A 21,733-nucleotide genomic window follows, 5' to 3' on the forward strand; every position below is an offset into this window, starting at 1 on the left:
TAAGCCGCCAAGCCACAGGCTCTATACCGAGCTTTTACACCAGTACGGAAGTTCGTATGCCTTGAGCAGCTGGGCTGTTTCACACAACGGCAGCCCGACCACGGCCGAATAGCTGCCTTCCATCGCACTGACGAAAACCGCGCCCCAGCCCTGAATTGCGTAACTACCGGCCTTGTCCTGGGGTTCGCCACTGGCCCAGTACGCCTCGGCTTCATCGACACTGATCGGACGGAAGCGCACCCGACTGGTAACCAGACGCACCTCGCAACCCGAGTTGTTAGCTATCGCAACGGCGGTCATGACCCGGTGCTCACGTCCGGATAATGCCTTCAACATTGCCAGCGCATCGGCCTTGTCGACTGGTTTGCCCAGGATTCGCTGATCCAGTACGACCGTAGTGTCTGCACCCAGTACACAGGCCGAGCCGTCGCTGACGAGTGAAAGGCCGGCCAAGGCCTTCTCCCGCGCCAAGCGCTGAACATAGTCGTCGGGCGTTTCCGCCGCACTGGGCGTTTCGTCGATGGAAACAGCAAGAAGGGAGAATGGAACGCCGATCTGGGTCAGCAATTCACGGCGTCGTGGCGACGCGGAGGCGAGAAACAAAGTGGACATGCCGGCTCCTTGGTGGGCGAGCGCAGCAGATTCACACATCCGGACAACGACCGAAAGCCGTCCAGCGTGGACGGAAGGCTCAGTAAACGTTGAAGCGCCGACGCGCCCATTCCAGCCCGACGAAAACCCAAGGCCAGAAGAGTGCACTCACCGGCACGGGGACGAGGAACAACAGTGTCGGTGGACGGTTTCCGGTCAGGGTGTTGAGCCACAACTGCACCAGTTGCCCGATGCCGAGGATCACCAGCAGCACCAAACTCTGCTGCAGCAATGGGAACATGCGTAGGCGCTGCTGCAGGCTCAGCACCAGAAAGATAATCAGCAGCAGCGGCAGGCCGTTCTGCCCAAGCAGGGTCCCGGACAGCACATCCAGCATCAGCCCAAAGAAAAACGCCGCCGCCATGCCGCCGCGATGAGGCAGGGCAATTGCCCAGTAGGCGATGAACATGCCGAGCCACAGCGGACGCGCCAGTCCGAAACTCTGGGGCATGGGGGCTACGCTGAGCAGCAGCGCCAACAACAGCGACAGCCAGATAACCCATCCGTTGTTTGAACGACCGTGGATCATGGTCGCTCCTCCGATCCCGGCGCTGGCGTCGGCGCATCGGTCGATGTTGATGCGGCGGACTCGACGGAGGCAGGCGACTCTGATGCAGGACTTTCAGCGGCTGCTCCCTCTTCTGCCTGGCGGTCGGCGGACTCCTGGGCCTGGGCAGCAGCAGTGGCCCGCTCTTCAGGTGTTCTCGAGTCACTGAACACCAGCAGCAGGTAGCGGCTGCGGTTGAGCATGGCGGTGGGAATGGCACGAACGATCAGGAAAGGTTGACCGGAGCCCCGCACCACCTCAGTAACCTGGGCAACCGGATAGCCACTGGGAAAGCGCTGCCCCAAACCGGAACTGACCAGAAGATCGCCTTCCTTGATGTCTGCCGTTTCGGCGACATGGCGCAGTTCCAGATAGTCGGGGCTGCCCGTACCGACCGCGATGGCGCGCAATCCATTGCGATTGACCTGCACCGGGATGCTATGGGTCACATCCGTCAGCAGCAGCACGCGTGCGGCGTAGGGCATGACCTCAACGACCTGCCCCATCAGCCCGCTGGCATCAAGCACTGGCTGGCCAAGAAACACGCCGTCGCGCTCGCCCTTGTCGATCAGGATGCGGTGCGTGAACGGGTTCGGGTCCAGGCCGATAAGCTCACTGACGATTACCTTGTCATCCACCAGCGCAGCAGAATTGAGCAGCTCGCGCAGGCGCACGTTCTGCTCCGTCAGCATCGCGAGCTTTTGCAAACGCCGCTGCATGAGCAATGCTTCGGCCTTCAGCTTTTCGTTTTCGGCCACCAGACTGGTGCTGCTGCTGATCTGCTCGGTGGCGCGCTGCCAGGTGCGCACCGGCAGATCGGCAAGCCAATAGAAGGGTGTGAGAACCAACCCCATCTGACTGCGCAGTGGCTTCAAGGTATCGAAGCGCGCATCCACCACCATCAGCGCGACACAAAGCACAGCGAGCACCAGCAGGCGCACACCGAGCAGCGGTCCTTTTGCGAATAGTGGTTTGATGGAGGGATCCTCGCAGCTGCACGCTTCAAACTAAACGCGACAAGCCGAGAGCAGAGCCTGCTGTCGGCTTGTCGCTTGGAGCTTACCGCTTCTGGGTCACTCGGTGGACAGCAGGTCCATGGCGTGACGGTCCATCATTTCCAGTGCGCGGCCGCCGCCACGCGCTACGCAGGTCAGCGGCTCTTCAGCGACGATGACCGGCAAACCGGTTTCCTGCGCCAGCAGCTTGTCCAGATCACGCAGCAGCGCGCCGCCGCCAGTCAGGACCAGACCACGCTCGGCGATATCGGAAGCGAGCTCTGGTGGTGATTGCTCCAGCGCACTCTTGACTGCCTGGACGATGGTGGCCAGGGACTCCTGCAGCGCTTCGAGAACCTCATTGGAATTGAGGGTGAAGCTACGCGGCACGCCTTCAGCCAAGTTGCGGCCACGGACGTCGACTTCACGGATGTCGCTGCTGGGAAAGGCGGTACCGATTTCCTGCTTGATGCGCTCGGCGGTGGACTCGCCGATCAGGCTGCCGTAATTACGGCGCACGTAGGTCACGATGGATTCGTCGAAACGGTCACCACCGACGCGAACGGATTCGGCGTAGACCACGCCATTCAGCGAAATCAGGGCAATTTCAGTGGTGCCCCCACCGATATCCACAACCATGGAGCCACGTGCTTCGTCTACTGGCAGACCGGCACCGATGGCGGCGGCCATGGGCTCTTCAATCAGGAACACTTCACGCGCGCCGGCGCCCAAAGCGGATTCGCGAATCGCACGACGCTCAACTTGAGTGGACTTGCAGGGAACGCAGATCAACACTCGGGGGCTGGGCTGCAGGAAGCTGTTTTCGTGAACCTTGTTGATGAAGTACTGAAGCATCTTTTCGCAGACGCTGAAATCGGCGATGACGCCATCTTTCATCGGGCGGATGGCGTTGATGTTACCCGGGGTACGACCAAGCATGCGTTTGGCGTCGGTGCCCACGGCGACAACACTCTTCTGGTTGCCATGGGTACGGATGGCAACGACTGAAGGCTCGTTCAGGACGATGCCGCGATCGCGCACATAAATAAGGGTATTGGCAGTGCCCAGGTCGATCGACAAATCGCTGGAAAACATGCCACGCAGTTTCTTGAACATGGGAAAAGGGCCCTGGGGCAAACGCGTGGGGAAAAAAGTGCCGCAAACTCTAACAATGGTGCGAAGTTAGGGCAAGGCGAGAGTCCGCGGTTATCGGGGCATACGTGAGCCACTGCGCGAAATACAGCCATCCCTGAAAAACCCCGCAAGCCGCAGCTGCGCTACCGAGAAGCCCCTCAGGCATGTAAGATTGACGGCTTTTCCGGGCTCGAATGCCCACCGCTGCGACTCGAACCCGCCGCCACTCGCCGCGCTTTGCCGACGAAAGGCACCCGACTCGCTTCCCGCTGGAGAATTCCGATGGCGCTTGAACGCTCCGAGGTGGAAAAGATCGCTCATCTGGCCCGCCTGGGTCTGAATGAAGACGACCTGCCCCGCACCACCGAGACCTTGAACAACATCCTCGGCCTGATCGATCGCATGCAGGCCGTGGACACCACTGGCATCGAGCCTCTGGCCCACCCGCTGGAGACCAGCCAACGCCTGCGCGCCGACACGGTCACCGAAACCAACCAGCGCGATGCCTACCAGGCCATTGCCCCGACCGTGGAAGATGGCCTGTACCTGGTTCCAAAGGTGATCGAGTAATGAAGGACGCCGACATGCATCAATTGACCCTTGCAGAGATTACTCGCGCACTGGCTGCTAAACAGTTCTCGGCCGAAGAGCTGACCCGCTCGCTGCTGACCCGCATCCAGCAGCTCGACCCACAGCTCAACAGCTTTATCACCGTCACCGAAGAGCAGGCCATCGCCCAGGCCAAGGCCGCCGACGCACGCCGCGCCAAGGGTGAAAATGGTGCGCTGCTAGGTGCGCCGATCGGTCACAAGGACTTGTTCTGCACGCAGGGCATTCGCACCAGCTGCGGCTCGAAGATTCTCGACAATTTCCAAGCACCCTACGACGCCACCGTCGTTGAACGGCTTTCTGCCGCTGGCGCGGTCTCGTTGGGCAAGCTGAACATGGACGAATTCGCCATGGGCTCGGCTAACGAGTCGAGCTACTACGGCGCAGTGAAGAACCCCTGGGACATGAGCCGCGTACCGGGCGGCTCGTCCGGCGGTTCCGCAGCAGCCGTCGCGGCGCGCCTCTTGCCTGCCGCCACCGGCAGCGATACTGGCGGATCGATCCGCCAACCAGCGGCGCTGACCAACCTGACGGGGCTCAAGCCCACCTACGGCCGCGTTTCGCGCTGGGGCATGATTGCCTACGCCTCCAGCCTCGACCAGGGCGGCCCGATTGCCCGCACGGCTGAAGACTGCGCCCTGATGCTGGGCGCCATGGCCGGTTTCGACCCGAAGGATTCGACCAGCGTCGATCAGCCACTGGATGACTATCTAGCCTCGCTGGACAAGCCACTCTCTGGGCTGCGTATCGGCCTGCCGAAGGAGTATTTCGGAAACGGCCTGGACCCCAAAATCGCGGATGCAGTGATGGCGGCCGTTGAGGAGCTAAAGAAGCTCGGTGCAACCGTGAAGGAAATCAGCCTGCCAAACATGCAGCACGCGATCCCTTCCTATTATGTGATCGCGCCAGCTGAGGCCTCTTCGAACCTGTCACGCTTCGACGGTGTGCGCTTCGGCTACCGCTGCGAGAACCCCGTAGACCTGACCGACCTCTACAAGCGTTCCCGTGCCGAAGGCTTCGGCGACGAAGTCCGCCGCCGCATCATGGTCGGCACCTATGCGCTGTCCGCGGGTTATTACGACGCCTACTACCTCAAAGCGCAGAAAATTCGCCGACTGATCAAGAACGACTTCGTCAGCGCCTTCGACGAGGTCGACGTGATTCTCGGTCCAACCACGCCGAACCTGGCCTGGAAGCTTGGCGAGAAAAACAACGACCCGGTGTCGGCCTATCTCGAAGACATCTATACGATCACCGCCAACTTGGCCGGCATCCCGGGCCTCTCCATGCCAGCCGGTTTCATCGACGGCTTACCGGTAGGTGTGCAGCTGCTGGCCCCGTACTTCCAGGAAGGTCGCCTGCTCAACGTCGCTCATCAGTACCAGCAGGTCACCGAGTGGCACAAACAAGCACCGAGCGGATTCTGAGGACGAAAAACATGCAATGGGAAACCGTCATCGGGCTGGAGATCCACGCTCAGCTCGCCACTCAGTCGAAGATCTTTTCGGGCAGCGCCACCACCTTTGGTGCTGAGCCCAACACCCAGGCCAGTCTGGTCGACCTCGGCATGCCCGGCACTCTGCCGGTGCTCAACGCCGAAGCCGTGCGCATGGCTTGCAAGTTCGGTTTGGCGATTGATGCCGAGATCTCTGACAAGAACGTCTTCGCCCGCAAGAACTACTTCTATCCAGACCTTCCGAAGGGTTACCAGACCAGCCAGATGGACCACCCCATCGTAGGCAAGGGCTATCTGGATATCACCCTGGAAGACGGCACAACCCGCCGCATCGGCATCACTCGCGCACACCTGGAAGAGGACGCGGGCAAGAGCCTGCATGAAGACTTCCAGGGAATGAGCGGTATCGACCTCAACCGTGCCGGCACGCCGCTGCTGGAAATCGTTTCCGAGCCGGACATCCGCTCAGCCAAGGAAGCGGTGGCCTACGTCAAGGCGATCCACGCCCTGGTGCGCTACCTCGGCATCTGTGACGGCAACATGGCCGAAGGTTCGCTGCGCTGCGACTGCAACGTATCGGTACGCCCCAAAGGCCAGACCGAGTTCGGTACCCGCGCCGAGATCAAGAACGTCAACTCCTTCCGCTTTATCGAGAAGGCGATCAACCACGAGGTCCAGCGCCAGATCGAACTGATCGAGGACGGCGGCAAGGTGGTGCAGGAAACCCGCCTGTACGACCCGAACAAGGACGAGACGCGCTCCATGCGCAGCAAGGAAGAAGCCAACGACTACCGTTACTTCCCCTGTCCCGACCTGCTGCCAGTGGTAATCGAACAGAGCTTTCTCGACGAAGTGCGCGCCAGCCTGCCGGAATTGCCGGTCGAGAAGCGCGAGCGCTTCGAGCGCGAGTTCGGCCTGTCCGCCTACGACGCTGACGTACTGGCTGCCAGCCGTGAGATGGCCGATTACTTCGAAGCTGTGCAAAGGGTTTGCGGCGACGCCAAGCTGGCTGCCAACTGGGTAATGGGCGAGCTGTCGAGCCTGCTCAACAAGGACAACCTGGCTATTGAGCAGTCGCCGGTTTCCGCCGAGCAACTGGGTGGCATGATTCAGCGCATCAAGGACAACACCATCAGCGGCAAGATCGCCAAGATGGTCTTCGAAGCGATGGCGGCTGGCGAAGGCTCGGCCGACGAGATCATCGAAAAGAAGGGCCTCAAGCAGGTCACCGACACTGGTGCGATCGAAAAGATGCTGGATGAAGTCCTGGCTGCCAATGCTGGGCAGGTCGAGCAGTACCGCGCCAGCGACGAAGCCAAACGCGGCAAGATGTTTGGTTTCTTTGTCGGTCAGGCCATGAAGGCCTCGAAAGGCAAAGCCAACCCCGCTCAGGTCAACCAGTTGCTCAAGAGCAAGCTGGAAGGCTGACCGATACGGGCCCGACAGGGCCCGTTCCTTTGCTGATGCCAACCTCGCCCGCCGCAACTTCATGAGCGAGTGAACGGCCGCGCCCATTGACGATCCAATACTGACGAGATTGACCCGTAACCGCAGCCTGATCCGTTCAGGAAGGATTGCTTATGCAAACCCGAATGCTGACCGCCCCGATCCTGCTCGCCCTCGCCGCTGGTTGTTCCGAGTCGCCGGAGGCGGATGCCACCGAAAGCACCGTTGTCCAGAAAGGCAAGGCTTCGTACTACGCTCGCAGTTTTCAAGGCAAGGAAACCGCAAGCGGCGAAACCTTCAACCAGAACGAGCTGGTGGCCGCACACAAGACGCTTCCCTTCGACACGCGCGTGGAAGTCACCAACCTGGAGAACGGCAAGCAAGTCACCGTACGCATCAATGATCGCGGGCCTTTCAAACCGGGCCGGATCATCGATCTCTCACGAGTGGCGGCGAATCGAATCGATCTGCTCGAAGACGGTATCGCGCCAGTAAGGATCGAAACACTGGACTGATTGCCGAACTGCTTTCTAAGGAACACTGATGAGTTTGATGACCCTGGCCTACCTGATCGGCGGCCTGGTGCTGCTGGTTGCTGGCGCCGAAGCGTTGGTACGAGGCGCCTCCAAACTGGCTGCACGCTTCGGCATTTCGCCACTGATCATTGGCTTGACCGTTGTCGCGTTCGGTACCAGCGCACCGGAAACGGCGGTGAGCATCCAAGCCTCGCTGAACGGCAGCGGGGATATCGCCGTTGGCAATGTGATCGGCAGCAACATTGCCAACATCCTGCTCATCCTCGGTCTATCGGCGCTGGTCGCGCCGTTGGTGGTGTCTCGACAATTGGTGCGCCTCGACGTACCCGTGATGATCGGCGCAGGCCTGCTGACCTTCGCGCTGGCGTGGAATGGTCGCATCAGCCAGCTTGACGGGTTGATCCTGCTCGCGTTGCTGCTGCTCTATACGGGCTTTCTGGTGATCGCCAGCAAGCGGGAAGCACGTGTTCAGGCTGACGAATTTCGGGACGAATACGGCCCAGACCGTAACGCCAAGCCGCTCGGCTGGGTGCTTCAACTGACTCTGGTGCTGGTCGGTCTGGGTTTGCTGATACTGGGTTCAAACCTGCTCATCGAGGGTGCGGTGGCTTTGGCTCGGACGCTGGGATTGTCGGAACTGGTCATCGGCCTGACCGTAATCGCCGTTGGGACATCCATGCCCGAACTCGCGACCTCGCTGCTGGCGGTCTATCGCGGCGAACGCGACATCGCCGTGGGCAATATCGTAGGCAGTTGCATCTTCAACCTGTTGCTGGTGCTAGGTGCCGGTGCTGCGATTTCGCCTGAAGGCCTGTCCATTTCTCCCAATGCGCTGGCGTTCGATCTGCCCGTGATGCTTGCCGTGTTCGCCGCCTGCCTGCCGATCTTTTTCTCCGGTTACCGGATCAACCGCTGGGAAGGCACGATGTTCTTTGGCTACTACGTCGCCTATACGCTTTACCTCATCATGTTTTCCACTGGCCTACCGGCGATCAACCTGCTGCGCCATGCAATGACTTGGTACGTGTTGCCCTTGACCGCCATCACGCTTTTGGTGATCTTTCTGCGCGCCTGGAAACACCAGCGCTAAGTCCCTTCGTTTCCTGTCCCATTTGGAGTTACCCATCGTGTCCGCGATGACGTTTGTTTACTTGATAGCCGGTCTGGTACTGCTCGTGGCTGGAGCTGAGGTACTGGTCCGTGGCGCCGCAAAACTGGCCGCTCAGTTCGGTATCCCGCCGTTGATCATCGGCCTCACCGTGGTCGCTTTCGGCACCAGCGCACCGGAAACCGCAGTCAGCGTGCAGGCCGCCCTTAACGGCAGCGGTGACATCGCCATCGGCAACGTGCTCGGCAGCAACATCGCCAACGTTCTGCTGATTCTCGGCGTGACGTCGCTGGTCGCGCCGCTGATCGTCTCCCGCCAGCTGATTCGACTCGATGTGCCGATCATGATCGGGGCCAGTCTGGTCACCTACGCCTTGGCCTGGGATGGCTCGCTTAGCCGCCTTGACGGCGCACTGCTGTTTTCGGCGGTGATCGCCTACACGGCGTTTCTGATCATCAGCAGCCGCCGCGCCACTGCAGCGGGCACAGCCGACGACGAGTTCGCCAAGGAGTTCGGCCTCGACGAAACACCCAAGCCTTACGCTTCTTTGATCAACGCCGGCCTGGTCGTTGCCGGCCTGGTTCTGCTGGTGACCGGCTCGAATTTCCTGGTGGAGGGCGCCGTGTCGCTGGCTCGCGCACTGGGGCTGTCGGAACTGGTCATCGGGCTGACCGTAATCGCCATCGGCACCTCGCTGCCGGAACTGGCCACCTCGATCCTCGCGGCCATACGCGGCGAGCGTGATATCGCAGTCGGCAACATCGTCGGCAGCAATATCTTCAACCTGCTCTGCGTGCTGGGGCTGGCCTCGCTGGTATCACCCAATGCGATTGGCGTGGCTGCCAATGCATTGGCTTTCGACTTCCCGGTCATGATCGCCGTCGCCCTGGCCTGCCTGCCGATCTTCTTTACCGGTTACGCCATTAATCGCTGGGAAGGTCTGCTTTTCGTCGCGTACTACGTCGCCTATACCGTCTACCTGGTGCTGATCAGCACCGGCCGGCCTTTGGCTGAGGTTTTCGGAGACGCGATGATCGGCTACGTAGTGCCTCTGACCATGGTCACCTTGCTGGTGATCTCCGGTCGGGCCTGGAAGACCCAGCGCAACTGATGCACAGGGCCGGCTGGTCAGATCCAGCCGGCCCAGCCCAGCAGAAACAACCCGGCATTGATGGTCAGCGCCGCGCCGAGCGTGGTGATGACGATAATGGTCGCGGCCAGCTGGTGATTGGAGTTGACCGCACGCGCCATGACGAAGCTGGACGATGCTGTCGGGCAGCCGAAGTAAAGGAACAGAATGCCCAGCTCGGCGCCTCGAAAGCCGCATAGCCAGGCACCCAGCGTTGCCAACGCAGGGAACCAGACCATCTTCATCAGGCTCGAGCTCATCGCCACGCTGCTGCTCTCGCGCAGCACGGAAATCGACAGCGTGCCGCCGATGCAGATCAGAGCCAGCGGCAGGGTCAGCTGAGCGAAATACTGCCCAGACGTCATCAGCCAGTCGGGCAATGCGATTTGCCAGTAGGCGAAAGGTAGCGCCGCAGTCACGCCGATGATCAAAGGGTTGCGCAAGATGCTGCGAATGATCGCCCCCGCATCGGCCTCCCCGTCCGGGCTATAGATGGCCAGTACCACGGCGGACAGGCTGTTGTACAAGAGGATCACCAGACCAGCCAGCACACCGCCGAGGGACAGCCCATAGTCCCCGTAGAGGCTGGTCGCCAAGGCCAGCCCCACTACACCGTTATTGCCGCGAAACGCGCCCTGAACATAGACGCCGCGATCGGCAACCGGACAGCGCCAGATTGCCCAGACCCACGCCAGTAGAAACCCACCCACCGTAGCGCCAACGTAGTAGATCAGCAGTCCTGGCTGTAGCGCAGCGTTCAGGTCCGCCTTGATGACCGAGAGGAACAGCAGGGTTGGCATCGTAGCCTTGAACACCAGTGTCGATGCGGTATGGATGAACGTGGCGTCGATCAAGCGCAGGCGCATCAAGGCGACGCCGATAAACAGCATCACGAATACCGGAGCTGTGACGCTCAGGGTCTGCAGAACCACGGGCAACATGGCGAGGCTCGAGAACAAAAGTCAGAGGACGATACGATAACGACGATGCCGGATCGAGCCTTGGCAGGCTATCGATCCGGCATTGAAAGAACACTGCGCCAACAGCCTGAGCCATTGGCGCTGGGTGCGGTCAGCGCCGCACGGGGCGCTTCTGCAGTTTGCGCTGCAGCGTCCGCCGGTGCATGCCCAGCGCACGGGCAGTCGCGGAAATGTTGCCGTCGTGCTCGGCGAGCACGCGCTGAATGTGTTCCCACTGCAAACGGTCCACCGACATCGGGTTTTCCGGCACCAGCGTATCCAGATCGGCATGTTTGGAAAGCAACGCAGCGAGCACATCGTCAGCGTCGGCGGGCTTGCACAGATAGTTGCAGGCCCCACGCTTGATCGCTTCCACAGCCGTGGCGATGCTCGAATATCCGGTCAGGATCAGCACCTTCATCTCAGGGTCCAGCTCGAGCAGCTTGGGCAGCAGCACCAGTCCGGAGTCGCCTTCCATCTTCAGGTCCAGCACGGCGTAGTCAGGCAGGTCCTGCTTAGCCATCTCCAGGCCCTCTTCCGCCGACCCGGCGATACTGACGTGCAGACCGCGGCGGCTCATGGCGCGTGCCATGACGCGAGTAAAGGTCGGATCGTCGTCTACCAGCAGCAGATGAGGCTGTTCTTCGCCTTCGTGCTGCAACTCTTCGGTCATGTTTGCATTCCTCGCGTAATGATCGCGTCTGGTCAGGCCCGTACCGAGCCGTGCGGCAGACGCAGCTCGGTCAGGGTGCCACCCTCTTCGTGATTGTAAAGCTTCACGGTGCCACCCGCGCGCGTAACGCTTGCCTGACTCAGGAAAAGGCCAAGACCAAACCCCTTGCCCTTGGTCGTGATAAACGGTCTGCCGATTTGCTCGGCAATGGCCAGCGGTACGCCAGCGCCGTGGTCACGGATGGTCAATCTGATCCACTGCGCGTCCCAGTCCAGCCGAATGTCCAGATTGTCCGGACTGGCATCGGTGGCGTTGTTCAGCAGATTGAGCAGCGATTGCCCCAGATCCGCCGGCGGCATCAGCCGCGGGGGCGTGCCCTTGCCGAGGCACTGGAAGCGGTAGGTGGCTTCCGGATGCATCAGGTGCCAGCGCTGTAACACCAACTCGACCCATTCGCGGACGGTCTGCTCGACGATGGCCTGACGCCGATCGGCTTCGGCCGCACGGACCAATTGGCGCAGACTGTCCTTGCACAACTGGACCTGCGATTGCAGCAATGCCAGGTCCTCGCTGAGCTCGGCTGGCTCCTTGTAATCCTGACGCAACTCCTTGAGCAGCACACTCATGGTCGCCAGCGGCGTGCCCAGCTCATGAGCAGCACCGGCGGCCTGGGTCGCCACGGCCAACAGCTGTTGGTCGCGCATGCTTTCTTCACGACGCTGAGCCTGAAGCTGCTCCTGACGCCGCAGTTGTTCGGCCATGCGCGCTACGAAAAAAGTGATCAACGCCGCCGCCAGCGCGAAACTCAACCACATGCCATAGACCAGCAGCGTGGTGCGATCAACCGGCGGCACAATGACAGGGTCATACCAGACCAGCATCAAGGTGTACCCAGCAAGCGCGAGTCCGGACAAGGCCACCGAGTACAGCCATGGCAGCGTTGCTGCGGCAATGGTAAGCGGCACCAGATAGTAGGAAACAAATGGATTGGTCGAGCCGCCCGAGTAATACAACAGGGCGCTGTGGATCAACAGATCGGTTGCCAGATGCCCGGCATATTCAAGCTCGGTGACCGGCCAAGGCCCACGAAGCCGCAACGCCGTACCCAGACAGATCAGCGCCGAAACACCAAGCGTGACCCCCAGATGAAACCACGGCAGACCGAACAGCTGGGTGGCGTAGGCAAGCCCTACCGCGCCTGCCTGGGCAGCCAGCACGAGGACGCGGATCAGGGTGAGCAGACGGAGGTTCTGGCGGCTGGCAGACAGCAGGTGAACGGATGCGTGCATGGGGTCTCCAAAGAAGTCGCGAGTATAACCAAGCCGCCCGAAACACAGCCTGTCTGCGGCAACGCGCCGCACGGAAAAACTGCGCACTCGCGAGCAAAGGGCTAAAGTCTTTGCGCCGCACCGCTGGTGCCTCGAATTCAGGAGCTCTCATGTTCGTTTCCGTTCCGCGCAGCATTGCGCTGCTGGCCTGCATTGCCTGCCTCCCCGCCGTAGCCGATGAGCAACACTACAATCAGATTTCGCTGCGCGCCGAGGCCAGCAGCGAGGTCGCCCAGGACCGCATGCACGTAACGCTGTTCACCGAGTCGCAGCACGAGGACCCTGCGCAGCTGGCAGCGCAGACCACCCGTGCAATCAACAAGGCACTGCAACGCGCCCGGAAGGTAAAAGAGGTCGAGGTCAGCCAGGGCAGCCGTAGCAGTTACCCGGTCTATGAGGAAAAGGGTCAAAAGATCACCGCCTGGCGTGAACGTGCCGAACTGCGCCTGGAAAGCGGAGACTTTGCCGCGCTCTCGAAGCTCACCGGAGAGCTGATGCAAGACCTGCAGATGGGCGGCATGTATTTCAGCGTGTCCGACTCGATCCGCCAACAGAACGAAGACGCCCTGCTCAAGGATGCTGTAACCGCCTTCCGCGCCCGCGCGCAGCTGGCCACCGAGGCGCTGGGCGGAAATGACTACAAGATCGTCAGCCTGAACCTGAACAGCGGCGGCAACTTTCAGCCGGAGATGATGCGCAGCGTATCGATGAAGAGCATGGATGCCATGCCGACGCCTGATGTCGAGGCCGGGACCCGGCAAATCAGCATCAACGCCGACGGCGTGATCGAAGTTCAGATGCCTTGAAGCCATGCCACGCGGCCCGCAGCGGGCCGCGTTTCTAGCGAGCAATGACCCACTATGGGCATCGATCAGCCGACGCTGACAGAGCTGCCGTTGAAGCGGCCGAAAGGCGGAAACAAAAACGCCGCGAACTTCGCGGCGTTTTGTATTAGCGCAGAGGCTTAGATGTAGAAGGCCTTCAACGGCGGGAAGCCGTTGAATTCCACCGCGCTGTAGCTGGTGGTGTAGGCACCGGTGGAGATCCAGTACATGCGATCGCCAATGGCGAGGTTCAATGGCAAACCGTACTTGTAGTTCTCATACATGATGTCGGCGCTGTCACAGGTTGGACCGGCGATCACCACTTCTTCCATTTCGCCCTTCTTCTCGGTCCAGATAGGGAACTTGATGGCTTCGCCCATGGTTTCGATCAGGCCGGAGAACATGCCGACGTCGGTGTATACCCAGCGCTCGACTGCGGTGCGCGACTTTCGCGCCACCAGTACCACTTCACTGACCAGAATGCCCGCATTGGCAATCAATGAACGGCCCGGTTCGAGGATGATTTCTGGCAGTTCGTCGCCGAAGTCTTCCTTGAGGAAGCGGATGATTTCCTCAGCGTAGGTTTCCAGGCTGTTGGTGCGGGTGATGTAGTTGGCCGGGAAGCCGCCACCCATGTTGATCATTTTCAGCTCAATGCCATCTTCTTCCTTCAAGCGCTCGAAGATCACCTTGACCTTGGCAATCGCGGCGTCCCACACCGAGATATCACGCTGCTGCGAACCGACGTGGAAGGAGATGCCATAGGGCTCCAGCTTCAGCTGACGGGCGAGGATCAGCAGATCCATCGCCATGTCGGTCTGGCAGCCGAACTTGCGCGACAAGGGCCAATCGGCCGTGGTCGAGCCCTCGGTGAGGATGCGGACATAAACTTTCGAACCCGGGGCGGCCTTGGCGATGTTGCGCAGATCCGCTTCCGAGTCGGTGGCGAACATGCGCACGCCCTTGTCGTAGAAGTAGCGGATGTCCTTGGCTTTCTTGATGGTGTTGCCGTAGCTGATGCGCTCCGGGCCGACACCACGGGACATGACCTTGTCCAGCTCGTAGATCGAGGCGATGTCGAAGCTCGAGCCCTTGTCACGCAGCAAGTCGATGATTTCGACCGCCGGGTTGGCCTTCACGGCGTAGTAGACCTTGGCAAACTCGAAACCGGCGCGCAGATCGTCGTACGCCTTGTCGATGGTTTCGGTATCGATGACCACAAACGGCGTCTCGTGCTGGTCAGCGAAGGACTTCATCTTCTGGAAAGTGGATCGGGAATAGTAGTCTTCGATCTTGATCGACATGCAAGGCTCCAAATCGGGAAACGTAAAGTCGGATTAGGGGTGAGCAAGAACGCCTGATCAGTTTCCCCACTTTGGTTCGCCTACTTCCCAAGGCATGTCGCCGAGTATCATGGCCAAATCGTCGCAACCGCGCGGCGACCTGGTGAATCCTGATCTCTCGTCGTCAGTACTTGAGCCGGATGGATCGTTGCCAGCATGGACGTTCGGGCGCGAACTTTAGAACCACAGCTGTTTCAGATCAATGAAAAATCCGCACTCACTCCCTTTTTTATCGCTCCAGGCAAACCTACCGTATTCAAACCGACAGATACGCTGCGGGGATGTTCCATCCGTCTCGCCCCGCGGCGGCTGAGCGGGCTTCAGCCACGGCAGTCCTCCGGCGCCCTTTGCGCTATAATCGCCGGCTTTTTCCGACACGTTTTCATACCGGGACCGCCATGACCTCTCAGGCCGCCGAAGTCGCGAAGCGCCGCACCTTCGCCATCATTTCCCACCCCGACGCGGGCAAGACCACCATCACCGAGAAGCTGCTGCTGATGGGCAAGGCCATTGCCGTGGCCGGTACCGTGAAGTCGCGCAAATCCGACCGTCACGCGACCTCCGACTGGATGGAAATGGAAAAGCAGCGCGGCATCTCCATCACCACCTCGGTGATGCAGTTCCCCTACCGCGAGCACATGATCAACCTGCTCGACACCCCCGGCCACGAAGACTTCTCGGAAGACACCTACCGCACCCTGACCGCGGTGGACTCGGCACTGATGGTCCTCGACGGTGGTAAAGGCGTCGAGCCGCGCACCATCGCGCTGATGGACGTCTGCCGCCTGCGCGACACGCCCATCGTCAGTTTCATCAACAAGCTCGACCGCGACATCCGTGACCCCATCGAACTGCTCGACGAGATCGAAGCGGTCCTGAAGATCAAGGCAGCCCCGATCACCTGGCCGATCGGCTGCTACCGCGACTTCAAGGGCGTGTATCACCTGGCTGATGACTACATCATCGTCTACACGCCGGGCCACGGGCACGAGCGCACCGACGTCAAGATCATCCAGAACCTGGACTCCGACGAAGCGCGCCAGCACATCGGCGATGAGTACGACCGCTTCGTCGAACAGCTCGAGCTGGTCCAGGGTGCCTGCCACGAGTTCGACCAGGACGAGTTCATCAAGGGCCAGCTGACCCCGGTGTTCTTCGGCACCGCGCTGGGCAACTTCGGCGTCGACCACGTGCTCGATGCGGTCGTCGACTGGGCCCCGCGCCCTCTTCCGCGCGCCGCCAACGAGCGCGTGGTCGAGCCGGTTGAAGAAAAATTCACCGGCTTCGTCTTCAAGATCCAGGCGAACATGGACCCCAAGCACCGCGACCGCATCGCCTTCATGCGCATCTGCTCGGGCAAGTACGAAAAAGGCATGAAGCTGCGTCACGCCCGCATCGGCAAGGACATCCGCATCGCCGACGCCCTCACCTTCTTCTCCAGCGAGCGTGAGCAGCTGGAAGAGGCCTGGGCTGGCGACATCATCGGCCTGCATAACCACGGCACCATCCAGATCGGTGACACCTTCACCGAAGGCGAAAACCTCGGCTTCACCGGCATTCCGCACTTTGCTCCCGAACTGTTCCGCCGTGTGCGCCTGAAGGACCCGCTCAAATCCAAGCAGCTGCGCCAGGGCCTGCAGGAACTGGCTGAGGAAGGCGCCACTCAGGTGTTCTTCCCCGAGCGCAACAACGACATCATCCTCGGCGCGGTCGGCGTGCTGCAGTTCGACGTCGTCGCCAGTCGGCTGAAGGAGGAGTACAAGGTCGAGTGCGCCTACGAGGCAATTAACGTCTGGTCCGCGCGCTGGATCGAGTGTGATAACGAGAAGAAGCTGAAGGAATTCAGCGACAAGGCCTACGAGAACCTGGCGGTCGATGGTGGCGGTCACCTGACCTATCTCGCGCCGACTCGGGTGAATCTGAGCCTGATGGAAGAGCGCTGGCCGGATGTGAAATTCAGGGCGACGCGCGAGCATCATTGAGTCAGCAACACGCCAGCATGCATGCATCAAAGGCTTCGCGAGCAAGCTCGCTCCTACGGCCAACATAGCGACCTTGTAGCAGCGAGCTTGCTCGCGAATGAGGTGACGATCGCTCTCCCAGCTATCAACAGAAGGACGCAACGGAATGCGCTTTCATGGACGGGACTTACGCAAAGGGCGAGTCAGCCTCCCAAACCAGGCCTACGTACTGACCTGTGTAACGCTGGACCGATCGTCCATCTTTATAGAGGCAGGCGCAGCGGCGACACTGGCGCGTGAGATTCACATGATCGGCAATTCCGGACCCGTTCAGTCTTTAGCCTGGGTCGTCATGCCCGACCATCTGCATTGGCTCGTGCAGCTGAAAACTGGTTCGCTCAGCCAGGTGATGCAGAGCCTAAAATCGCGGAGCGCAATCACCACCAACAGGCTTCGTGGCGACCATGGCCCGATCTGGCAAAAGGGTTACCACGACAGAGCCGTCCGTAGTGAGGAAGACCTGCGCAACGTTGCCCGGTACATCGTCGCGAACCCGCTGCGCGCCGGGTTGGTCAAGCGCCTTGGTGATTACCCGTTCTGGGATGCGGCCTGGTTGTGACGAGGCTGCTGGTCGACGTTAAACAGCTTCGCGAGCAAGCTCGCTCCTACATCCGCAGTCCAAGCCCCACGCTGTATCTGTAGGAGCGAGCTTGCTCGCGAATAGCCGTTGAACCAGCTCGCCTTGCTACTGCTCCTCCTCCAAGGTAAAAGCCACCACCGAATCCCCAATCTTCGTCCCGAACGACCCGTGTCCGCCGGCCACTTGCACCACGTACTGCTTACCGGTCTGCTCGGACACATAGGTCATCGGCGTGGCCTGGCCGCCGGCTGGCAGGCGCGCTTTCCAGAGCTCTCTGCCGTTCTGCAGGTCATAGGCGCGAAGGTAGTAGTCCAGCGTACCGCTCATAAAAGCCACGCCACCTGCCGTCACGATGGGCCCTCCGAGCGCGGGCGTGCCCACAGGAAACGGAAGGCCAAGCGGCGCGCTGTCGCGGCTGGTGCCGTTCTTGTGCATCCAGACCTTTTTCATGGTGCGCAGATCCACGGCGGTGACATAGCCCCACGGCGGGCTCTGGCAAGGCAGGCCCAACACTGATAGCAGAGGCTTCAGGCTGACCATATAGGGCGCACCAAGATTGGGTTGCAGGCCGGTCTCACCACCGCCGGTGCGCGCTTCGGGATCGACCTCGCTGCGCTTGTACATCTTCGAGACGAATGCCAGGTAATTAGGCGCACCGAACAGCAATTGCCGACTCGGATCGACTGCCACCGATGGCCAGTTGAAGGTACCAACGTTGCCTGGATAGATCAGCGAGCCCTTCTGAGAGGGCGGCGTGAAGTCGCCCTCATAGCGCAGCTGACGGAACTGGATACGGCACATCATCTGATCCAGCGGCGTCCCGCCCCACATGTCCTTCTCGTACAGCGGCTCCTGCGGCGCATAGGTCAGCGCCGAGACCGGCTGAGTGGGCGCGGTGAAATCGCCATAATCGGTGCCTTGCGGTACAGGCACCTCTGTGACCGGCACGATGGGCTCACCTGTACGGCGGTCTAGCACATACAGGTCGCCGCGCTTGGTCGGCTGGATGATGGCAGGCACTTTGCCTTCCGGCCGGTCGATGTCGACCAGCGTTGGCTGGGAGGGCAGATCGCGGTCCCAGAGATCATGGTGAACAGTCTGGAACTCCCAGCGTACCTGGCCGGTTGCCAAGTCCAGCGCAACCAGGCTGTCGGTAAAGCGCTCAGCCTGCGCGGAACGCTCGATGGCCCACTGGTCCGGTGTCTGGTTGCCGGTAGGGATATAAACCAGGCCGAGGGATTCGTCGGCCGTCGCAGTCGTCCACCAGTTCGGCGTGCTGCGCGTGTAGGTTTCACCTGGCGGCAACGGCTCGGTGGCGTCCGGATTGCCCGGATCGAAATTCCAGACCAAACGACCTGTGTTCACGTCGTAGGCGCGAACCACGCCGCCGGGCGAATCCACAGCGCCGTTATCGGTGACGGCACCGCCAATGATGACCAGCTTTTCCGTGACCACCGGCGGCGATGTCGGTAGATAAACGCCCAGCGCGCCTTCGCCCAGCCGCAGCTTCAGATCGACCACACCGCCGTTGCCGAAATCCTCACAGGGTTTGCCATCCTCGACGTCGAGGGCGACCAGCGTGGCGTCGTTGGTGGGCAAGAACAGCCGACGCGCACAGCGAGCCGCGGGTTGATTTGACTGACCGCCATTCGTTGCTGCGGCGAGATAGCGGGCCCCATCGTGGTAGGCCAGACCACGGCAGGTCATGTGTTGGTAGTATCCGGCCTCACGGTTGATATTCGGGTCATAACGCCAGCGCTCTTCGCCGGTATCGGCATCAATGGCGATAGCGATGCTGTGCGGCGTGCAGATAAACAGGCTATTGCCCACCTTGAGCGGTGTGACCTCATAGGTGAATTCGCCCGGATCGTTCGGCCCCGGCAGGTCGCCGGTGTGGTATTCCCAGGCTTTAACCAAGTTGCCGACGTTATCCGGCGTGATCAGGTCAGCAGTGGAATAGCGGTCGCCTTGTTCCGATCCGCCGTACGAGGGCCATTCGCTATTCGAGCGACCGGCCTGGCCCTGTGGATCCCGACCCTGCATCTGCGCATCGCTGAATTCGCCCGAGATCGAGTGGTAATCCTGCGTCAGCGAGTAGCCCGCCATCAGCGCACCGGCCAGCAAGCCGATCCCGAGCAACCCGCTCGCGCCATCTCGCCAGACCAACCGGTCGCTGACGTAGCGATTGACAAAGGGCAGGATCAGCCAGAGGCCGAGGATGCACCAGAGATCAATCCGCGGCGCCAGCTGCCACCAGTCGAAACGCACCTCGTATAACGTCCACGCCAGAGTCGCCAGCAGCAACACCGCGTACAACCAGATCGCCGCACGGCGGCGTGCCAACAGCAAACCGGCCACCACTAGCAAGCCAATGCCAGTCAGCAGGTAGTACCAGGAGCCACCGAGCACGGCCAGGTAACCACCCCCGCCTGTCATCAGCACACCCAGCACCAGAACGACGACGGCCGTCAGGGTGATCCGCAAGGGCCGCGGCCCATAATCGATGCTCATGTAAAACGCTCCAGCCGGTTGGGTCTAAATCAAAAAGGCCGGTGAAACTTCCTGACACAAGTTTCGCCGGCCTTAAGTGGATGCGGCAGCAGGGCCTTTAGTTCAGCGGTTTCGGTCTGCCGATCAACTCGCCGCACTTACGGCAAGCGGCTGAGCTTCCGGCCGCTTGATCACCGCATAGATCAGCCCGGTCACCAGGCTGCCCGCGAGGATCGCGACCAGGTACAACAGCGCATGATTGATGGCGTTAGGGATCAGCAGCACGAACAGCCCACCGTGAGGCGCCAGCAGCTTCGCGCCGAAGGCCATGGACAGCGCGCCGGTCAGGGCGCCGCCAGCGATGCTGGCCGGAATCACCCGCAGCGGGTCTTTCGCCGCAAAGGGAATCGCGCCTTCGGAGATAAAGCAGCAGCCCAGCACCAGCGCCGCCTTTCCGGCCTCGCGTTCGGTCTGTGCGAACTTGCGTCGCGCAATCAGCGTGGCGATGCCCATGCCGATTGGCGGCACCATGCCTGCGGCCATGGTGGCGGCCATCGGCGCGTAGCTTTGCGACGCAAGCAGCCCGACCGAGAAGGCGTAGGCCGCCTTGTTCACCGGCCCACCGAGGTCGACGCACATCATGGTGCCGAGCAACAGCCCGAGCAGGATGGCGTTGGAAGTGCCCATGGTGTCGAGGAACTCGGTCAGCCCGGCGAGCAGCTTGGCCACCGGCGTGCCGACGATGTAGATCATGACCAGGCCAGTCACCAGGCTCGCCAGCAGCGGGATGATCAGGATCGGCTTGAGCGATTCGATACTGGCTGGCAAGGGAATCCAACGACTGACGGCCTTGGCTGCATAGCCCGCGACGAAACCGGCAATGATGCCGCCGATGAATCCGGCGCCGAGCGTGCCCGCCAGCAAACCGCCGATCATGCCGGGCGCAAGGCCGGGTCGGTCAGCGATGGAGTAGGCGATATAACCCGCCAAGAGCGGCACCATCAACTGGAAGGCCGTTTCGCCGCCGATCTTCATCAGCGCGGCGGCCAGCGTTCCCTCTTCCTTGAACGCCTCGATGCCGAAGACAAACGACAGCGCGATCAGCAGGCCGCCGGCGACGACCATCGGCAACATATAAGACACGCCGGTCAGCAGGTGCTTGTAGACGCCTGTCTTCTCACCTTTCTGTTCACCACCAGCATCACTTGCCGCAGCGCCACCGCTGAGTACAGCGCCCTCCTTCAGCGCACGGTCCAGCGTTGCCTCGGGTTGTTTCAGAGCGACGCCGGTGCCGCAGCGATACACGCGCTTGCCGGCGAAGCGCGCCACGTCCACCTCGATATCCGCAGCGAGCAACACCACATCGGCGTCCTCGATGGCCTGGGGTTCGAGCACGTTACGTGCGCCCACCGAGCCGCGCGTCTCGACCTGCAGGTCATAGCCTTTGCGGATGGCAGCCTGTTGCAGCGCTTCGGCTGCCATGAAGGTGTGCGCGACTCCGGTGGGGCAGGCGGTGATGGCGACCAGTTTGGGCTTGCCGGTGGCGGGCGTGGGCTCGGCATCATCTGCCGCCTGCAACTCGGTCGCCGCCTCGGCAGCGCCGCGCAGGAAGGCTTCCGGATCGAGCAATGCTTCGGATGGCGTGGACTGGGCGACGCGCTTGCCGACGAAGCGTTGCAGCGATAACGGTCCGGTCTTTACCACGACGACCAGGTCGGCGTTGGCGATCTGTGCGGGAGTCAGTGGCGAGCCGATGGCCTTGGGGTCGTGGACTTCCACGGCGGTCGACCAGCCCAGACGCTGGGCCGCCGCTTCAAGCAGGCGTGACGTCAGCACGCTGGTGACCATTCCGTTGGGGCAGGCCGTGACGATGAGAAGATTCATTCCTTCACCTCTTGTTCGAT

19 protein-coding genes are annotated in these 21,733 nt (G+C 61.3%); 9 read left to right on the forward strand and 10 right to left on the reverse strand.

Annotated features, from left to right (window positions below; genetic code table 11):
• Positions 1-21 precede the first annotated feature (21 nt).
• The 4 genes from CXK96_RS13090 to mreB form a co-directional block, all read right to left on the reverse strand.
• Positions 22-612 carry a Maf family protein gene (locus CXK96_RS13090; protein ID WP_102836892.1) on the reverse strand — a complete coding sequence of 197 codons (591 nt, stop codon included), beginning with the start codon at positions 610-612 and terminating at the stop codon, positions 22-24.
• A 79-nt stretch (positions 613-691) separates the two neighbouring features.
• The gene (gene mreD, locus CXK96_RS13095) at positions 692-1,180 is read right to left on the reverse strand and encodes a rod shape-determining protein MreD (RefSeq protein WP_102836893.1); all 489 of its coding nucleotides are present in this window, start codon (positions 1,178-1,180) and stop codon (positions 692-694) included.
• Positions 1,177-2,148: a rod shape-determining protein MreC gene (gene mreC, locus CXK96_RS13100; RefSeq protein ID WP_219807534.1), complete on the reverse strand. Its 972-nt coding sequence runs from the start codon at positions 2,146-2,148 to the stop codon at positions 1,177-1,179. The genes mreD and mreC overlap by 4 nt, the downstream gene beginning before the upstream one ends.
• A 123-nt stretch (positions 2,149-2,271) precedes the next feature.
• Positions 2,272-3,309, reverse strand: a complete 1,038-nt coding sequence (gene mreB / locus CXK96_RS13105; RefSeq protein WP_045424672.1) for a rod shape-determining protein MreB — start codon at positions 3,307-3,309, stop codon at positions 2,272-2,274.
• Positions 3,310-3,609: 300 nt separating this feature from the next.
• Here mreB and gatC point away from each other — a divergent pair, with 300 nt between their 5' ends.
• The 6 genes from gatC (at position 3,610) to CXK96_RS13135 (ending at position 9,593) form a co-directional block, all read left to right on the forward strand.
• Positions 3,610-3,897 (forward strand): Asp-tRNA(Asn)/Glu-tRNA(Gln) amidotransferase subunit GatC, encoded by a 288-nt coding sequence (gene gatC / locus CXK96_RS13110; protein ID WP_102836895.1) that lies wholly within the window; start codon positions 3,610-3,612, stop codon positions 3,895-3,897.
• 14 nt (positions 3,898-3,911) lie between these two features.
• The gene (gene gatA, locus CXK96_RS13115; RefSeq protein ID WP_102837054.1) at positions 3,912-5,363 is read left to right on the forward strand and encodes an Asp-tRNA(Asn)/Glu-tRNA(Gln) amidotransferase subunit GatA; all 1,452 of its coding nucleotides are present in this window, start codon (positions 3,912-3,914) and stop codon (positions 5,361-5,363) included.
• An 11-nt stretch (positions 5,364-5,374) separates the two neighbouring features.
• The gene (gatB, locus tag CXK96_RS13120) at positions 5,375-6,820 is read left to right on the forward strand and encodes an Asp-tRNA(Asn)/Glu-tRNA(Gln) amidotransferase subunit GatB (protein ID WP_102836896.1); all 1,446 of its coding nucleotides are present in this window, start codon (positions 5,375-5,377) and stop codon (positions 6,818-6,820) included.
• Between the two features lie 152 nt (positions 6,821-6,972).
• Positions 6,973-7,353 (forward strand): septal ring lytic transglycosylase RlpA family protein, encoded by a 381-nt coding sequence (locus CXK96_RS13125; protein ID WP_102836897.1) that lies wholly within the window; start codon positions 6,973-6,975, stop codon positions 7,351-7,353.
• Between the two features lie 28 nt (positions 7,354-7,381).
• Positions 7,382-8,464, forward strand: a complete 1,083-nt coding sequence (locus tag CXK96_RS13130) for a calcium/sodium antiporter (protein ID WP_102836898.1) — start codon at positions 7,382-7,384, stop codon at positions 8,462-8,464.
• A 37-nt stretch (positions 8,465-8,501) separates the two neighbouring features.
• Positions 8,502-9,593: a calcium/sodium antiporter gene (locus tag CXK96_RS13135; RefSeq protein WP_102836899.1), complete on the forward strand. Its 1,092-nt coding sequence runs from the start codon at positions 8,502-8,504 to the stop codon at positions 9,591-9,593.
• Positions 9,594-9,610: 17 nt separating this feature from the next.
• Here CXK96_RS13135 and CXK96_RS13140 read toward each other — a convergent pair whose 3' ends face one another.
• The 3 genes from CXK96_RS13140 to CXK96_RS13150 all read right to left on the reverse strand — a co-directional run bounded on the left by CXK96_RS13140 (position 9,611) and on the right by CXK96_RS13150 (position 12,532).
• A complete protein-coding gene (locus tag CXK96_RS13140; RefSeq protein WP_102836900.1) occupies positions 9,611-10,552 on the reverse strand; it encodes an AEC family transporter in 942 nt (313 codons plus the stop codon).
• Between the two features lie 130 nt (positions 10,553-10,682).
• Entirely contained in the window at positions 10,683-11,243 is a 561-nt protein-coding gene (locus tag CXK96_RS13145; RefSeq protein WP_102836901.1) for a response regulator transcription factor, read from the reverse strand.
• Between the two features lie 32 nt (positions 11,244-11,275).
• A complete protein-coding gene (locus CXK96_RS13150) occupies positions 11,276-12,532 on the reverse strand; it encodes an ATP-binding protein (protein WP_102836902.1) in 1,257 nt (418 codons plus the stop codon).
• A gap of 149 nt (positions 12,533-12,681) precedes the next feature.
• Between CXK96_RS13150 and CXK96_RS13155 the strand changes: the two genes are divergently transcribed.
• Positions 12,682-13,377: an SIMPL domain-containing protein gene (locus CXK96_RS13155; protein WP_102836903.1), complete on the forward strand. Its 696-nt coding sequence runs from the start codon at positions 12,682-12,684 to the stop codon at positions 13,375-13,377.
• Between the two features lie 158 nt (positions 13,378-13,535).
• Here CXK96_RS13155 and CXK96_RS13160 read toward each other — a convergent pair whose 3' ends face one another.
• Positions 13,536-14,699 (reverse strand): type III PLP-dependent enzyme, encoded by a 1,164-nt coding sequence (locus CXK96_RS13160; RefSeq protein ID WP_102836904.1) that lies wholly within the window; start codon positions 14,697-14,699, stop codon positions 13,536-13,538.
• A 437-nt stretch (positions 14,700-15,136) separates the two neighbouring features.
• Here CXK96_RS13160 and CXK96_RS13165 point away from each other — a divergent pair, with 437 nt between their 5' ends.
• On the forward strand, positions 15,137-16,720 hold the full coding sequence (locus CXK96_RS13165) for a peptide chain release factor 3 (RefSeq protein WP_102836905.1): 1,584 nt from the start codon (positions 15,137-15,139) through the stop codon (positions 16,718-16,720).
• 145 nt (positions 16,721-16,865) lie between these two features.
• A complete protein-coding gene (locus CXK96_RS13170) occupies positions 16,866-17,318 on the forward strand; it encodes an REP-associated tyrosine transposase (RefSeq protein WP_102836906.1) in 453 nt (150 codons plus the stop codon).
• A 126-nt stretch (positions 17,319-17,444) separates the two neighbouring features.
• On the opposite strand, the gene CXK96_RS13175 is transcribed toward CXK96_RS13170, so the two are convergent.
• Entirely contained in the window at positions 17,445-19,850 is a 2,406-nt protein-coding gene (locus CXK96_RS13175; protein ID WP_102836907.1) for a membrane-bound PQQ-dependent dehydrogenase, glucose/quinate/shikimate family, read from the reverse strand.
• 123 nt (positions 19,851-19,973) lie between these two features.
• The gene (locus CXK96_RS13180; RefSeq protein WP_102836908.1) at positions 19,974-21,713 is read right to left on the reverse strand and encodes a fructose-specific PTS transporter subunit EIIC; all 1,740 of its coding nucleotides are present in this window, start codon (positions 21,711-21,713) and stop codon (positions 19,974-19,976) included.
• Between the last annotated feature and the right edge of the window lie 20 nt (positions 21,714-21,733).

This window comes from Stutzerimonas stutzeri, assembly GCF_002890895.1.
In the GTDB taxonomy this organism is placed as follows: domain Bacteria; phylum Pseudomonadota; class Gammaproteobacteria; order Pseudomonadales; family Pseudomonadaceae; genus Stutzerimonas; species Stutzerimonas stutzeri_AB.

What these genes read in the sequence shown, in the direction of transcription:
- CXK96_RS13165 (WP_102836905.1), top strand. Translation starts at nt 15,137, where the DNA reads ATGACCTCTCAGGCCGCCGAAGTCGCGAAGCGCCGCACCTTCGCCATC.
- CXK96_RS13175 (WP_102836907.1), bottom strand. Translation starts at nt 19,850, where the DNA reads ATGAGCATCGATTATGGGCCGCGGCCCTTGCGGATCACCCTGACGGCC.
- CXK96_RS13180 (WP_102836908.1), bottom strand. Translation starts at nt 21,713, where the DNA reads ATGAATCTTCTCATCGTCACGGCCTGCCCCAACGGAATGGTCACCAGC.
- mreD (WP_102836893.1), bottom strand. Translation starts at nt 1,180, where the DNA reads ATGATCCACGGTCGTTCAAACAACGGATGGGTTATCTGGCTGTCGCTG.
- gatA (WP_102837054.1), top strand. Translation starts at nt 3,912, where the DNA reads ATGCATCAATTGACCCTTGCAGAGATTACTCGCGCACTGGCTGCTAAA.
- CXK96_RS13125 (WP_102836897.1), top strand. Translation starts at nt 6,973, where the DNA reads ATGCAAACCCGAATGCTGACCGCCCCGATCCTGCTCGCCCTCGCCGCT.
- CXK96_RS13150 (WP_102836902.1), bottom strand. Translation starts at nt 12,532, where the DNA reads ATGCACGCATCCGTTCACCTGCTGTCTGCCAGCCGCCAGAACCTCCGT.
- CXK96_RS13090 (WP_102836892.1), bottom strand. Translation starts at nt 612, where the DNA reads ATGTCCACTTTGTTTCTCGCCTCCGCGTCGCCACGACGCCGTGAATTG.
- CXK96_RS13160 (WP_102836904.1), bottom strand. Translation starts at nt 14,699, where the DNA reads ATGTCGATCAAGATCGAAGACTACTATTCCCGATCCACTTTCCAGAAG.
- CXK96_RS13155 (WP_102836903.1), top strand. Translation starts at nt 12,682, where the DNA reads ATGTTCGTTTCCGTTCCGCGCAGCATTGCGCTGCTGGCCTGCATTGCC.
- CXK96_RS13145 (WP_102836901.1), bottom strand. Translation starts at nt 11,243, where the DNA reads ATGACCGAAGAGTTGCAGCACGAAGGCGAAGAACAGCCTCATCTGCTG.
- CXK96_RS13170 (WP_102836906.1), top strand. Translation starts at nt 16,866, where the DNA reads ATGCGCTTTCATGGACGGGACTTACGCAAAGGGCGAGTCAGCCTCCCA.
- mreB (WP_045424672.1), bottom strand. Translation starts at nt 3,309, where the DNA reads ATGTTCAAGAAACTGCGTGGCATGTTTTCCAGCGATTTGTCGATCGAC.
- CXK96_RS13130 (WP_102836898.1), top strand. Translation starts at nt 7,382, where the DNA reads ATGAGTTTGATGACCCTGGCCTACCTGATCGGCGGCCTGGTGCTGCTG.
- CXK96_RS13140 (WP_102836900.1), bottom strand. Translation starts at nt 10,552, where the DNA reads ATGTTGCCCGTGGTTCTGCAGACCCTGAGCGTCACAGCTCCGGTATTC.
- gatC (WP_102836895.1), top strand. Translation starts at nt 3,610, where the DNA reads ATGGCGCTTGAACGCTCCGAGGTGGAAAAGATCGCTCATCTGGCCCGC.
- gatB (WP_102836896.1), top strand. Translation starts at nt 5,375, where the DNA reads ATGCAATGGGAAACCGTCATCGGGCTGGAGATCCACGCTCAGCTCGCC.